Raw genomic sequence first — 13751 nt, forward strand, 5'->3', positions numbered from 1 at the left:
CGTATTCCATTGGAATACGCCACGCCTGGCGGTGAGTTGGCTAGCTGGCGAGTGCAGCGACGCAGTGCGGTCGCGCGTCGTCGAGGAGACGGCGGACGGTACGCTCCTTCAAACCAACGCGGGCTGCCACATTGCCTGGCTCGAGTTGGCAATCAAACGCCAGGTACAGAACTTGGGCAACTTGCTCGGGGTCGCGTGTGATTGCTCCAGCGCACAAGCGCTTAGCAACGATGGCCCAGTCGCGGGTCGGCTCCGCGGTGGAAGTTCTCGGCTCGTCAGGGTTTGTGCTGCTCCGTGATGTGTGAAGGCTCGATTCCCGCTCGACAAGGCTGCGGAGCACGGCGACGGTCGCGAAGTCGTCATTCTGCTCCGCGACGGTCTCTCCGTGTGACGAAACCTCCGGAACTTGATCGTTCGCGCTGTGACGGTCAGTGTCGTCGGTTTCCGCGCTGATGTTGTCGCCAAGAAGGCGGCGAGACTCGTCGTGAGCGTCGACAGCGGTTTCTGCGGTAGCGGGACTGTCGAGCTCGTGAGCGAGAGGTTCGAATGTCTCCAGCCTCCGATTCTCGTGGGTGGGTACCAGTTGGGTGCGGGCTCGTGCCGGTGGCATTGTCAAGAGGACGGCAGTCGCGCCACCGATTGAGCCGTCGAGCAGAAGCGGGAACAGCTTCGCTTCGTCGATGCCGAAGCCAGCTTGGAGCGCAAGCTCCCGGAGAGCATCCCAACTGAGGTAGAAGCCCCCGCCGGCGAGCAGAAGGACGACGAGCAGCACGATGCCTTTAGCGATCCAGCCGTACTTGGTCGGCACTTGCACTATCAGCGCCAGGCCGTGGGTGTGGACCAGCACGGCAATGGGGACTATCGCTGCGAGCAGTGCTGCCACGAGAGGGGGAAGGAGAGTGACGGTGAGACCGGGAGCCGGATTGATGACAGCGGGGCCGGGATTCGCTACACGTGTCCAAGCGTGGAGGCCGTTGCCGAGCACGCTCACGAGGGCGCTGACCCCTAGCACCCACCACCAGAAGGTTCGGGCGGTGCGGATCGCCGCATCGTTGGTGTTGTCGACGGAGGTCTGTTCGAGAGTTCCGGATGGGGCTTTCATAGACGCCTTCTGCGATGTGTCGTGGTGCACCGGATGTGTCGGCCGGGCTGGCGGGTCTCCCCCACTGGTGGCGATGATGCGGTCTATTCCATTGGAATATCGGGGGTGGCGCGGCGGCCGCGCCGGAGGTGTTCGCGGGGCGGCCATCGGTGCTCGGGGTGTTGTTGTTTGAGTTGAGCGATGTGGCGGTTGGACGCAGTTTCGAGGAAGTCGCGCAGGGTGTAGGTGGGTATGCGCTTCTTCATTCCATTGACGGTCCCGTATAGGCGGCCTCGGACGGCGGTTGCCACCCAGGATTGCAGCGAGGTGACCTCCCCTGCGGACCGGGAGACGGGGTTGATTCCCCCACGCACGATCCTGGTGGCTGACGGCCACTGCCTGCCGTCGTTGTACTTCTCCTCAAGGATCTGGCAGTAGGCGGTGATCATGTCTTCGAGGAATCGGCGCATGCTGTAGGTGGAGTCGACATCGTCCTGCATTCCGATGATCACACCGACGGTGTCTCGATATATCGCGGTGGCGATCGTGCTCTGGAGCTGCGCTTCCGAGGGCGACTCCGTCGCCCTGTGCCGGGCGGCCGTCAAGCGGCGATCACCCCGTGTTCTTTTAACCAGTCCGCCACCGCGGCCTGGTCTTCGGTGATGCCTTCCTCCGGGACATACAGCAACAACGGTTCTCGCGAGGCGTAGCTCTCCCCGGCGTAGACCGCTTCCCGAACTGGCGGGGTGACGAGTGGACTGAACTCGGCATCATTCTTGAAGTTCGTGTACATCTCCACGTAGAACCTGCCCCTATTGGAGCTGATCCGGGTGGGAATGATCGCAACCGCCTCGATGGGGTGGTACTTCGCGGTGTCGCGGATTCGGTTCAGCGCGTCGTGGAAGTGCTTACCCATCGCTTTGTCGTCCGGGGTGACCACGAGAATCACGCCCGATCGACCGCCCTTGGTGCCTCCCCTCGCAGCCCACTTGAGCGCCAGGTAGTGCAGCGGGGTCGGGGTTCCTGCAAGGTCGAAGATTTCGATATCGGGGATTTCCTCTGGTGCACGCCCTTCGTCGATCGACTCCATTTTTTCCAGGACCTTCTCGTGGCCCAGGCTGTCACGCTCCATCACCGTCACTGCGTCACCGAGGGTGGTGCCGGTCGTGCCGATGCCGGAGGGGACCAGCTTGATGCGGCGCAGCCACTCTGCTTGCACCGGGTCATCGGACCACAAGCCACCGGTCTGCTCGGCCTCTTCGGCGGTCTCGCGACCTACCGTCAGCTCGATTTCTCGCATGGTCGGCACGCGCCGACCGGTCTTCGAGGTGGGATCGGGAACGGCGTCGACTTCGGCAAGGACTTCACCGACAACGTAAGGCGGTTCCATGTAGTGGAAGTAGGTGGATCCGTCGCCCTGGATGTCACCGTCCCAGAACCGAACGACAAGGCCGCGCTTCGCCCATTCACAGGCCTGGTTCACAGCACAGGTTGTCTTTCCGGTCGAGCCTGACGCCCCGAAGAATACGATCCGCGTCGGTGTCTCACTCGTCGTCATCTGTGTGCTCCGATCCCAGTCGAGTCTTGTCGTAGTCGGTGAGTGTGTAGTGGCCTAGGTCCGCGAGGCGGCGCACGTGCCGCTGGATCACAATCGGCCACGGTTCAGTGGCGTACTTGGAACGTGCTGCTTCCGCTTCGAGAGAGCCGAGGGCACCTGCCAGGGCAGCGCGGTGGATGTCGGGGCGCCGTCCTTGCAGTAGCAGGTGCTCGACTGCGGTCGGGCTGATGTCTTGACCAGCAGCAGCAGCGAACTCGCTGCCGTCGTCGTAGTCGATCCACTCCGCCGCCAGCACAGCGTCAGCGAGGATGTCTACCAGTGTGGCCGGGTTGGGATCGGCGACGATGCGTCGCATAGCGTTGACCCTGCCGTGGTGAGCGTCTTGGCCTGCGCGCAGGGCAAGCTCTATTTCAGCCGCCGCGGGTGAGGGCTGCGACGGGGTGGGCTGCGGCACTGATGGTGCTGCACCTTCGGGTGTAGCGACTCCTATTCCATTGGAATAACTTGCTGCGGGCTCCTCCCCTGCCGCTGTTGGTGTCCCCTCCCCCGGCACCGATATTCCATTGGAATAATTCGTTTCGTCTTGAGCTGGTTGGCTAACCGACTCGGAATCAGGAATTTTCGACTCGGTCCGATGGCGAGGGGCGGGTGGGGTGGAGTAGTACGTCACGCGGCCACTGTCATGGACACGCGCGCCAGCCAACTCCCCCGCCTCACGAACGGCGGCGACTTCGTCGTCACGGAGCTGGTGACGCCACTCTTCGGCTCCGAACAGCTTCTCCGGGTCAATCTCGTCGAGCCCTTCGCTCGCCAGAATGGCACGAGCCTTCGCAACCGCCTGGGCCTCGTCGGCGACCTTCTTCGCGTGGTTTACGGCGGTCCGCACCGCATCCGCAACCCGGGCGGGGCGGTCCAGGTCGTCAGGCTCGGTGAGCGTTCCGATAGCAGAGGCATAGACTGATTCCCGCTCGGCCTGCGGCAAATCCAGGAGTTCTCGCGCCGCATGGGGGCTGATGCGCGCCGCGGATACCGCTTCCTGGACGATCTTGGGGAGCTGCAACAGCTTGAGAGTCTTGCTGACCCGTCCCTGGCTAACGCCGACCAGCTCCCCCAATTCGGTTTGCTTTACCTTGTTGTACTTCTGAAGCCGGAGATATCCTTCCGCCTCTTCGATCGGGGTCAGTTTCTGGTGGTGGATATTCGACGAGAGGAACACTTGGGCGCAGATCGCCGGATCGGCGAGGTCATCCCTGAGCAAGTACGGGATCTCGGTTACGCCGGCACGTTGCGCGGCCCCCCACCGGCGATGACCATCGATCAACACGAGAGTGGCGGTCTCGGGGATTTCTTCAGCCAGGTCCGCATCGTAAGAGATGACCTTGTCGCGGGTGGCGACTAGCACTGGCACCAAGACATCATGCTGCTTGACGTCCGCGACAAGGCCGCTCAGCTCCTCCTCGGCCATGTGTCGATGCTCCGGGTTGAGCGGGTGCGCACCGATGCGGCTGATCGAGATGCGCGGAAGTTCCGCCACTTGCAGCGGTGTCATCGACTCCGCTTCCTTCTTGGCCTGCTCGATCACCCCCGCCGCCGCAGCCATCGCACCTGGACGCGATGCTCGTGTTGCGGCTGTCGCTGCCGCGCGCGCGGCAGCATCGCTGCCGCTCTTGCCGCGGACCATCTCCACCTCCTGGGATCGCTTGTCGCGCCGAACAACTCGGCACCAGTCTAATCATACTATAGTTATAGAAGACTATTCCATTGGAATAGCGTTGCGTCGAAGGGCTTTTCGCTGTGGGTGTCGTCACCATGATGACCTTGTGTGCAGGCGCGAATGTCGGTGCCGCTCTGAGGTCGGCCGATTACGGTCCTCGCACTCCTGCATGATCTGCGGCGAAAGAGAACTCGCGCCAGGAGTCGAAGCCGGTACTGGTCGCGGGTAAGACCCGCAAGGCGCGGCAGAGCTGAAGCATAACGCCTACAGCATGCACCCGCTGCGCGACAGTCCGGCAACACCCGGTATTCCAATGGAATACGCTCTGCGTAGAGGACGGCACCCCTGACGCCGAGCCCCGCGTCGGCCGCGGAATCCGAGCGCGGGTGGCCTCGTCGGCCGACGCGCAACTAAGGGTGGGGCGCGGCGCAACTTCCAGTCCAGGTACGCCTACACTTCGATCGACGCGCGCCTTGTCTCCCTCCGTGCCGAAGCTGGCGGGAATTCGACGGCCTCGACGAACCCACCCCTCGATTCGTATCGCGGGTAGCTGCTGCGTGAAGATGGTCGGGCTAGTGCAAGGGCGTAGGGGTAGGTGTATGACGATTTGCGTCACGTGACGCAAATTGGCCGAGGCTGCAGGCTTCAGCAGTACGAGCCCACCTGCGAACGCTACGTCCTTGGATCATGAGGATGTCCACTCCTCGGTCTCACCTATGGCAGCAGACCGCAGCGGCCTCCGCGTCTTCCATATCCTGCTACTACCGAGCGGCGGCGCTCCCTGGCTAGGGGACCGGAACCGGACACACCGCATTGAGATGTGCTTTGGTGTCTGCAGCGACGGCGGCCGCCTTGGCGTAGCCGGTGGCCTCGTGCGCAACGTCGATTCGGCTCGGTGCGCGGCCAGTGCGGGCGATCCAACCGTGTGCGAAGTCGGGCAGCCTGCGGGTCTGAAGTATCTGGCTCCCGCGGTGGACAGTGCTGAGACTGTGGCCTCCCGCGCCCGGTCCAGCAGCATCGGCGGCTCGTCGACGGGCGTCGAGCTGAGCAGGAACGCCAAGTAGGCGTAGGGGTCGCGGGGCCGGTCGAAGATCCGCCGTCCGGACCGGTACGCCTCATCCAGCGCGACGTGCACGTCGTCGGCCTGCATGCGGTTTTGCGCCAGTATGTTGGGAGCGATAGGTGTCTCGAACTCGGGCTCGATCGAGGACAGGACTGTGGAGGCCGCCAGGCGATCTCGCTCCATCCCGAATCGATCTGTTCTACACCGGCTGCCATATCCCGTTCACATCCAGAAGTGACAACTTTCGGCGCTCAGGCTGCTGCCAGAGGAGGCTGTTCCGTGCCCGGTGTTCCGCCTGTACGCCAGCGCGGGTCGCGCATCCCACGATGCATCGCATGGGGCACGGCGCTGAGGAGCTTTTCGTCGGCGGTGGAACCTTCTCCATGAGCCACGCGGTCGGCTGCGTTGGCTATGCGCTCGCGTTTTGCGAGCCAATCGAACCATGCGAAAGTGTCGATCGGTTCCAGCTCCTGCAGGAGCTGCCGCCGTTGGCTTCGTCGTTCTGCCTGCTCATCTGCCGACAGAGACCTCCACCACCTCCGTTGAAACCACAGCGAGCGCAGCGCCTTCGCGAGGGGGTGGGAGCTGTGGGCGAGGCTTTCGCCGGGGGAGAGGAGGGGGAGCAGTTCGCAGCGGAGGCGCCAGTGGGTGCGGTCGCGGGTGTGGCGGCGGTGTTGCAGGGTGGGGTCGCAGCGGCCGGTGGGGGGCGGGGTGCTACAGCTAGTGGGGGAAGTTTTTGTGCTTTCGGCCATTTCGATGAACCGCTCGGCCTGCGGGCCCGGGCCGTACGCCCGGCAGTCGTTGGCTCCTCCCGCGTACTCGCGCGCGACGATGAGGACCCCTGCGTCGAGGGCGAGGCGCACGGCGGCGCGCACGGTGTGCGTATCGAGACGGCTGCGTTCGGCGAGAGCGCGACCGCTGATCGAGCCGCCGCGCCGCACGATCGCCGGTGCGAGGGCATGAAGCAGGGCCGCAACGCTATTGCGCCGTTGCGGTCGTGCTTCCCGGATTGCGGGAGCTGCGGCGGCCGCGGCAGCCAGCCCGCGACGAACAGCGTCGATTCGTGTGGCATCTGCCTCGTCGAGCTCCGCACTGTCGATGCGGTAGCGCCGGGGCCGTGCTGTGGCTGCTTCGGCGACGGCACGTCGCCAAAGGCCGATCCAGCCGCTGCGGCCGAGCTTGCGGCAGCCGAGCGGTGAGGCAGCCTGGGCACGCCGCCACGCCTCGTCTTCGTTGAGGTTGCGTTCAGCTGCGACCGCAGTGACAGCGGGCATCCAGAGGTACCGACGCCACCAGAGTTCGCCTTTGCGCGCCGATTTGCCGCCGATCAGGCTCTCGTGCGACCAGGCCTGATCGGCGGTGTAGTCCAGGCGCGCCATGGCGCAGGCGAGGCCGTATTCACGGCCGGAGCGGGATTGGTCCCGGTTGCTGGCCATCGGTCGGCGGCTGCGGTTCGGGCTCGTGTGCTTGGTTGGCTTCGCCCGGAGCGGGTTGGCGTCCAGGACGTCACGGGTGGTCATGGTTGCGCCGATAACTGGGGCGTACCATCCCATTCGATGTGGAGCCGACAGCAGCCGTAGCGCCTTGCCGGTTCGGTTGTCGACGACGACACGGTGCTTCCTGCTCAGCCGAGCGCACAATGTGGCCCATTGGGCGATCTGTCGCTGTTCGCGAGCGATCGCGATGAGGTGGCGGCCGCCTGGGCGACCCGACTCCCGGACGATGTAGGGGAGTTTGTGCGTGATGCACCAGGCGACGAGGGCTTCGGCGCAGATGTCACCGAGGATCGCGTCTGCGGACTTCGGGTCCACGTCGGCTCCGATGATCCCCGGCCGCAATGTGCCGGCGATGGTGCTGGCCTGACCGAGGGCAAGCGCACGGCGAGCATCACCGAGATCTCGGACTGTTCGCGAGCCCGTGTTGTCGGCGTCGATAAGCACGTACGGCGCGACGTAGAGGATGCGGTCCAGAGCTTTGATGTGCTCGGGACTGAGCCTTTCATCGGCGGCGGCCGCGGTTGCTGCTGCATGGTCGGCAAGACGAAGATCAAACGCGCTCGGTGAGGTCGCAGCGCTGTGCGGATAGGCGACACAATGCCGTGTTACTGGACCGGCATTTGGGTGTGCGCTATCCTCAGACCTGTCGTGCAAAACTGGTCCTTCCGGAAAGGGCGGATCAGCTCGGGTGGCGAGGGCTAACTCGTCACCTCCCTACTTCGGGAAGCCCCATGGCCTGGTCCGCCCTGGGGCTTCCGACATTTCGGGAGGTCTTCCGAACTGTCGGTATTCAGTTACTGAGTGCGCGGCCCATGTGGTCCGACCGCTACAGCCGCTTCGGCTGCTGAGGGGGCTTGGTGTAGGCGACTCCCTGCTAGTAGTCCAAGGTCTAAGGCCTCCCGGCGGCGGTTGTCCGGGTGGGAGCGTCAGCTAACGGGTTTCAGCTCAAGCCGCGGATTCCGAAATGTCGTCCTGCCGCTGGGGCCGCGCGTTGTTCGGTACAGCGAACAACGGCTCGCGTTCGGGACTGGCCTTGGGATCGTCCCGTTCGATGAGCCACGCGATGTAGTCGGTCTCGGTCATGCCACGCTCTTTGGCCTTCACCTTCGATGCCTCGCGAACTTCTGGGCAGACACGCACTTTCAGCTGGAGGCGATCGCCGAGGCTCGGGCGCCCCGGACGTCTCGATGAGATTTCAGCCATGGCGCCGATTCTGGTACCTGAATCCGTCGAAACTCGGTACGACACGCCGCTCCGGCGAGATTCAGGTACCCGAATTTTTCTCGAGGTCGGTATCGCACTGGTCAGCCTGTCCCTCCTTCCAGTCCTGAACTGCCCGGTTGTGACAGCGCCATCCGAAGCCGTCGTCCCCGTCAAGGACCGGCTGCCTGCTGACAGGCGGCTGTAGCTGGCCAGCTCGCAATTCAGAAAGTAATAGGAATCTTAGAGGAATGTCAACGGAAGAAGCCCGGTGCTCCGGGTCGGTTTCCGCTGTCAGCGCGCATCGCTGCACGGGGGAGCGATGCTCACGCAACTCGGAGGCAGAGTGAGCGGGCGGAAGTGACCCCGCCGGGTCGCTCGACTGCAGGGCAAGCACTTTCGGCCCGGTGCCCGCGGATGCCTGCTTCGGCCAGCCCGGAACCTGCGGTGTCAGTCCGTGGGTCCATGGTTGGACATGGTGACGAGGTGATCGTGGGCCCGCCTGCGAGTCAGAAACTAATGCGAAATTTATTGGAATGTCAATGTACGGCCTTGTCGTCCATGTCGAGGGCCACTGCCGATGGTGGATCGGGTGGCGGTTTGGCGACGCTCGCGCAGTCGGGCATGTCAGGCGTGGGATGCGGTTGAGGGCGGTGCCCAATCGCTCTGCAGACGAGTGACTTTCGCCATGATGTCCAACCTGCTGAGCCGGGGCCGCGCGACGGCAAACCTAAGCCGATCCTGGCGGCTGCGGGGGCAGTGAAACATCAAGCGACGCTGCGGCCGGTTGATCAGAGCGCGAAAGATGCACTGCGTGGTGGCTCAGCGCACCATCGCCGCCGCCAACCACGCCGCCGATCGGTGGTCAAGGGGGTGGATGGGCAGGGCGGGACCGGAGCCGCGGACTTCAGGTGGAAGTGCGCCTGTCAATCATGCCGCGCACCAAGTGTTTCCCGCCCGAGATGAGCCGACTCGCCGAGGCGGTCAACGCCTCCCTGACCCACGGTCCGTCCGTGGGGGCCGGATCGCACCATGAGTAGCCAGCGTTGATACCGCCCCAACGGGGTTCGACCGTTCCCTCCTGAAAGTTTCCGATAACTTTCCTTTGACATTCCAGTCTTCTTCGCCTTAGATTCCATTCAGGGAGGACGTCCGGGGGAGGGATCCCTTGTCCGGCCGAACGGCGCGTGCGTGTGCCACGCGGTCGTCCGCCTCTCACTGCGGGCGGCGCGAAGGACGCACGCCCGATTACGAGGGAAAGGAATCTCCAACCATGGGTGCAGTCCTGAGCGTTGTCACCTTCGTCTTGAACGCCGGTGCCACGCTGGCGTACACGGTCAATCAGATCGTGCACGCTGTCCTGCCGTTCCTCTGATCTCGGCGTGTTCGGCGGCCGCATTGCCGTCGGGCTGCTGGTGAGAACATCGTGGCCTTCGCCCCGGGTGCCGTGCTCGCGGCGACCGGATGCGACAGCCCTCCGATGTGAGGCCCCTGCGGGCGCTCGGGCTCGAAGATCGAGCATCGGATGCCCGTGGGGGCCGCTGTGTTCCGGCGGTCTGCCCCGGCATGGGCGGACCGACCGCTTATCGAGTCACCCCGCGGTGCCACCTGCGAGCCTTGAGGTTCATCGGCGCCGCCGTAGCTGTGAGGAATCAACTGTGCGCCACGTCTTTGCGCTGAGCGCCGCTGCAATGGTCTGCGGCGGGACGGCGCTCGCGGCAGTTCCTGTCCACGCCGAGCCGCCGTCATGGCCACCAACGCTTCTCGACGAGGCCACCCCCGTTTCGCCGGCAGCGGGGAGTAGCCCTGGCGGTCCGCCGATGGCAGAGATCAGCCGTAACGAATTCGTCTCCACCGGCCTCGACCCGGACGCTGCCGTGCCGGTGTCGCATTGTCCGGGTCTGTTGGTCCTGGGAGTGCAAGGCACTGGGGAATCCACGCCCACAGCGAATCCGGACGTCACCGGCGGGATGCTCGGCACAATGGTGGGACCGATGCTCGCGCAGGGCGTGGACATCGAGCAGCTGACCATCCCGTACGAGGCCAGCTTCGGCGGTGCCCCGGGAACGGGCCCGGGTACGGCGCCATTCGCGGCATCGGTCGACCAGGCCACAGCGCGACTGAATGCGACGGCGGCGGAGGTCGTGTCCCGGTGCCCCCAGACGATGCTGGCAGTGGCCGCCTACTCGCAGGGTGCTGTGGCGGCCGCCGAGTTCGCGCGTCAGGTCGGGGCCGGGCAGGGCCCGGTGCCCGCTGATCGTGTCGCGGGGGTGGCGCTGTTCAGCGACGGCACTCGCCCCGCGGGTGGTGCTCCCTTTCCCGGAGCGCCAGGACAGATGACCCCCTCGCCGGCGCCGGGCACCAATGGTGCTGCGACATCGCAGGTGCATTTTCCGATGCCCCCAGTCAGCGGTGGCATCGCGCCGGATGAAGCAGGGTTCGGCGCGCTGTCCGGGCGCGTCAGCGAATTCTGCGCGCCTGGCGATCTGGCCTGTGATGCACCGGATCGGGCTGCGGTGCTGCGCACAGCCGCCGGGCTTGCCGCCCGCGCGAATCTGCATGATCCATTCGCCGCTTTTGGTTCGATCGGCGCAGCTTGGCAGCAGACGACTGCGGCGGCCACTTCGGCGGTGGTTCTCAACGATATCCAGGTCGACGGCGCTGGCGTCAATTATGTTCCCGCCGCGACTGTTTCGGATCGCATTGCCGATGCGGCCGACCCGAGAACGGCGGTGCCGGATGCGGGCCAGGCGCAGGCCACCGCAGAGAAGGTCAACAGCATTGTGGCGGCTGTGGCGGCCGATCCGCTGCGGCAGTTGCCGCAGCTGGCTGGGCAGATCAGTGCAGCGGTTCAAGCGGAGATGGCGGCCAACGCCGACCTGCTGAATCCCTCGACGATCCTGAGCTATGCCGACCCGGTCGGCAACCACACCAGCTACAGCGGTGATGGGGCGACCCAGCAGGCCGCAGCCTGGTTCGGGGCGCTGTCGCGCGATATCGCCACCTCGCGAGGTGGGCGATGAAAGCGGAGACGACCTCGGCAGGCGCGGTCGTGGCCAGCCGCGTCTGCGGCACCCCGCAACCAGTGCGGCTGGACCGTTGGCTCCTGCAAGGCAGCTTCACGACACCGGGAACGGGTGTGAAGGTCATCGGCATCGAGCCGATCGGACAGCGCTGCTGAGGGTTCGGGACTGGGGCAGCTCATGAGCCATGACGACATCGCACTAGTCATCGCAATCGCACTTCTTGTGACCGTCACGGTGATGGCAGTGATCGGCTTGCGAGGGCCGCGGGCCGCGGGGCGCGATTTACCCGCCGTTGATGCGCGTCACAGCCATGGGGACCAGCGATGAAAGACCGGGATCGTCCCCAGAACTGGCTGGAAAGCATGTACGGGCTGCGGCTACCGCCGTCTGCCCAGGCGCGCAGTGATGAGCTGGGCGTGTGGGTGCGGGAAATCGAGATCCGCGCCAGCGGACCTACGGCGAGCGCTGTCGATGTCGGTCAGTGACGAGGTATCGGCGGCGGTAGTGAAGGCGCTCGACAGCGCCCGTGGCCTGCGGCACGCCGGCGCGGGGTTGGTAGTGGTGCTGTTTCGGTGTGGCGATGTCGCTGCGGTGCTGCATTGGCGTGCCGACTGGTCGTTGACCGCGACGATGACCGAGGTGGCGCGATCACTGGAAGTTGATGAGGCCGTGCTCGTCGTGGTGGGGTCCACGCGGGTCGTCGGGTCGATCATCGTGGCCTGCGACGCCGCGGCGGATGAGTTGACCAGCGCGGGACTGGTGGTGGCGGCACGCGTTCATGTGCGTGCGATTGCCGATGGCGGCATGCTTTGGACGGATCTGGGTGTCACGGCGGCGCACGATGGAGCGTCGCCACCTCGAATCGGGGTATGGGGGAATCCCTCGCGAGGCCGAATCAGGAACGCATTCGGGATGTTGCGCCGAGGTTGACAGCGGTGCCGGGCGTTGCATCCGGCAGTTCACGCCGACAGGAAGGTGACGGGTCGCGGCGACTACCTGCTGCCATCGGATCGACCGGGCGATGGTGTGACTGTCGCGCCGATCTTCGGGGGCGTCCCGGGCGTGGGTGGGAATTTCGGACCAAATCCAATTGCGTCACAGCATTTTCGATGCTTTCGCTCTGCCGCGGTTGTCGCGTGACCGGGTGTTGCGGAGCGATGCTGTATAGAAGGGGAGGCTAGGTGTTTGCTCGTTTGAGGCGTAAGTCCTCGACCCGGTCGCAGTTGGAGGAGCTTGTCGATCGGCTGGAACTGCCGGAGAACTGGAGTGTGGAGGTATTTCTCGCCGCGCTGGAGCGTATGCGGGGACGCCGAATCATCCGGAGGCCGCTGCCGGTGAACGCCCCGGTGGGATTGTGCGGGTTGTGGCTGGCGCGTGAGCACGACGATGTCATCGTGCATCGAGTGTCGTCGGATCCAATCCAGGAACGGCATGTGATCGCGCACGAGGTGGCGCACATGCTGCTCTGCCATGGCCGCCCTGCCTCACCTGCACAGGTGGCTCGAATGCTCATGGGCGTGGATGCGGAGGGCGAGTTGGAGCCGGCCGTGGTCAGGACCGTTCGCTGGGCCAACGCCTACGCCCGGCACGACGAGTACGAGGCCGAACTCTTCGCGACGCTGATCATGACTCGCCCACACCGCAGCGGGACAACGCGGTGATCGCGATAGGCGAGCGTTGTGGCGGGGTGAAGCCCCGCAAACGCCGGGTTGGCCTACGGTCGGCCATGTCGTGTCCGACAGTCCGTCACTGCGATCTGTATGTCGCTGGTGTGGTTGGCTGCGCGACGTGCTGATGCTGCGGGGTGGGTGTCGACGTCTTCCCAGCAGCGTTCAGAGTCGCAAGTTCTGGCCGCAGTATGAAGGCGATGCGGGCCGACTGTCGGCCGCAGTTCGGGTCACGACGACGGCGGCAATGAGTTGAGGATGTCGATGAGCGCGTCGATCGTTGGCCCATCGAACGTGTAGCCGCTCTGCCCATCGGCAGTGAGGTTGCGAGCAGCGGGAGTCTGGGTGACGCCGAACCGCTGGAGCGCCAGTTCGAGGCGAACCATCCGCTGCACATCGCTCTCGCGGAGGGCCTTCTTCTCGAGCGGGGTGGGCGGGGTGTCGCCATGAAGAGCGCCGGCGGAACTGTTGGGTTTCCACTTGAGCGCGCGGTCGACCTTGCTCAAGGTGGAGAGATGGGGCACGTGGCCCTCGCCGCGTTCGATCTGTCCGAACCTCTTGTCGGACAGACCGCCGCGCTCGGCAGCCTGGGCGATGGTCAGGCCAAGTGCCAGTCGGCGCTTCGATACGAGTTCGCCGTACTGCTTGAACTTCGCCCGTTCGTCCATAGACAGGAATATTACCGGTAACTCACCGGTCAGTGACACCCCAGTCTCGGGTAGCTGTCCACAAGCCCAGCTCGAGGCGATGATCAGTACACGATGCGGCAGCGCCGCTCAACAACGGCATTTTTTTCCGTTGACAGTCCGACAAGTTTCCGATTAGTTTCGGCTAGTGTGGTGGGCGGTGCGTCTCGCTGCGCCCGGGGGTGGCCTTTGACCAGGCCGAGGATCGCGCGCAGGATGCGGTCCGCGTCCAGGCTGACCACCTCGTCGATCCGCCCGCG

13 protein-coding genes are annotated in these 13751 nt (G+C 65.0%); 5 read left to right on the forward strand and 8 right to left on the reverse strand.

Annotated elements, in window-relative coordinates:
- Nucleotides 1-40 precede the first annotated feature (40 nt).
- The 6 genes from ACWEO7_RS35320 to ACWEO7_RS35345 form a co-directional block, all read right to left on the reverse strand.
- Nucleotides 41-1102 (reverse strand): DUF2637 domain-containing protein, encoded by a 1062-nt coding sequence (locus ACWEO7_RS35320; RefSeq protein WP_452429729.1) that lies wholly within the window; start codon nt 1100-1102, stop codon nt 41-43.
- 83 nt (nt 1103-1185) lie between these two features.
- Nucleotides 1186-1581, reverse strand: coding sequence for a hypothetical protein (locus ACWEO7_RS35325; RefSeq protein ID WP_452429730.1), 396 nt, complete (start codon nt 1579-1581; stop codon nt 1186-1188).
- 101 nt (nt 1582-1682) lie between these two features.
- Nucleotides 1683-2639: a ParA family protein gene (locus tag ACWEO7_RS35330; RefSeq protein WP_452429732.1), complete on the reverse strand. Its 957-nt coding sequence runs from the start codon at nt 2637-2639 to the stop codon at nt 1683-1685.
- Nucleotides 2626-4320 (reverse strand): ParB/RepB/Spo0J family partition protein, encoded by a 1695-nt coding sequence (locus ACWEO7_RS35335; protein ID WP_452429734.1) that lies wholly within the window; start codon nt 4318-4320, stop codon nt 2626-2628. The genes ACWEO7_RS35330 and ACWEO7_RS35335 overlap by 14 nt, the downstream gene beginning before the upstream one ends.
- Before the next feature lie 1347 nt (nt 4321-5667).
- Nucleotides 5668-7566: a hypothetical protein gene (locus ACWEO7_RS35340; RefSeq protein WP_452429736.1), complete on the reverse strand. Its 1899-nt coding sequence runs from the start codon at nt 7564-7566 to the stop codon at nt 5668-5670.
- A gap of 291 nt (nt 7567-7857) precedes the next feature.
- The gene (locus ACWEO7_RS35345; RefSeq protein ID WP_280246919.1) at nt 7858-7995 is read right to left on the reverse strand and encodes a hypothetical protein; all 138 of its coding nucleotides are present in this window, start codon (nt 7993-7995) and stop codon (nt 7858-7860) included.
- A gap of 1937 nt (nt 7996-9932) precedes the next feature.
- Between ACWEO7_RS35345 and ACWEO7_RS35350 the strand changes: the two genes are divergently transcribed.
- From ACWEO7_RS35350 to ACWEO7_RS35370, 5 genes are all read left to right on the forward strand, one after another.
- Entirely contained in the window at nt 9933-11135 is a 1203-nt protein-coding gene (locus ACWEO7_RS35350; protein ID WP_452429738.1) for a cutinase family protein, read from the forward strand.
- Nucleotides 11132-11293, forward strand: a complete 162-nt coding sequence (locus ACWEO7_RS35355) for a hypothetical protein (RefSeq protein ID WP_452429740.1) — start codon at nt 11132-11134, stop codon at nt 11291-11293. The genes ACWEO7_RS35350 and ACWEO7_RS35355 overlap by 4 nt, the downstream gene beginning before the upstream one ends.
- Nucleotides 11294-11461: 168 nt before the next feature.
- Entirely contained in the window at nt 11462-11623 is a 162-nt protein-coding gene (locus tag ACWEO7_RS35360; protein WP_280246921.1) for a hypothetical protein, read from the forward strand.
- Nucleotides 11610-12068 carry a hypothetical protein gene (locus tag ACWEO7_RS35365; protein WP_452429741.1) on the forward strand — a complete coding sequence of 153 codons (459 nt, stop codon included), beginning with the start codon at nt 11610-11612 and terminating at the stop codon, nt 12066-12068. Before ACWEO7_RS35360 ends, ACWEO7_RS35365 begins: the two co-directional genes overlap by 14 nt.
- A 251-nt stretch (nt 12069-12319) precedes the next feature.
- The gene (locus ACWEO7_RS35370) at nt 12320-12799 is read left to right on the forward strand and encodes a hypothetical protein (RefSeq protein WP_452429743.1); all 480 of its coding nucleotides are present in this window, start codon (nt 12320-12322) and stop codon (nt 12797-12799) included.
- 236 nt (nt 12800-13035) lie between these two features.
- Here ACWEO7_RS35370 and ACWEO7_RS35375 read toward each other — a convergent pair whose 3' ends face one another.
- Together ACWEO7_RS35375 and ACWEO7_RS35380 are read right to left on the reverse strand one after the other, a co-directional pair.
- A complete protein-coding gene (locus ACWEO7_RS35375) occupies nt 13036-13473 on the reverse strand; it encodes a helix-turn-helix domain-containing protein (RefSeq protein WP_280246924.1) in 438 nt (145 codons plus the stop codon).
- A gap of 83 nt (nt 13474-13556) precedes the next feature.
- A partial coding sequence (locus ACWEO7_RS35380) for a hypothetical protein (protein ID WP_452429745.1) occupies nt 13557-13751 on the reverse strand: 195 nt, incomplete at its 5' end.

Source organism: Nocardia sp. NPDC004260 (assembly GCF_053603155.1).